The 536-nt window shown below is 41.6% G+C and carries 1 protein-coding gene; it reads left to right on the top strand.

Translation table 11 applies throughout. From position 1 onward, the window contains the following. Positions 1-536: alpha/beta hydrolase family protein (locus V7149_RS15540; protein WP_335346519.1), on the top strand; the 536-nt coding region annotated here is incomplete at both ends.

The following is a 536-nucleotide window of genomic DNA, read 5'->3' on the forward strand; positions in this document are numbered from 1 at the left end:
GGTTATGCAGTGGTTGCTCCAAATATTCGCGGCAGTACAGGTTACGGGAAGACGTATACCCATTTAGATGATGTTCGTAAACGGATGGATGCTCTGAAAGATCTAATTTCTTTAGTGGAATGGCTTAAAGGAGATATCCATGTTGATACTGGAAAGATAGCGGTTATGGGAGGCAGCTATGGTGGATTTATGGTTCTTTCTGCCATTAGTCACTATCCTGATTTGTGGGCGGCTGCGGTTGATATCGTAGGAATCTCAAGCCTGAGAACCTTCCTAAAAACTACAAGTCCTTGGCGGAAGAGGTTTAGAGAAACTGAGTATGGAACGGTTGAAGAAGATGGGGAATTTTTTGATCAAATCGATCCATTGAATCTTACAGACCATATCACCTCTCCCCTTATGGTGATCCATGGAGTTAATGACCCGCGTGTCCCGATTGAAGAATCAGAGCAGATTGTGAATAAACTTAAGAAACGAGATCATCCTATTACGTTTATTCGTATAGAAGATGAAGGTCATACGTTTTCAAAACTTAA

Origin of the sequence: Bacillus sp. JJ1503 (assembly GCF_036965125.1) — a bacterium.
Classification (GTDB): Bacteria; Bacillota; Bacilli; order Bacillales; family Cytobacillaceae; genus Cytobacillus.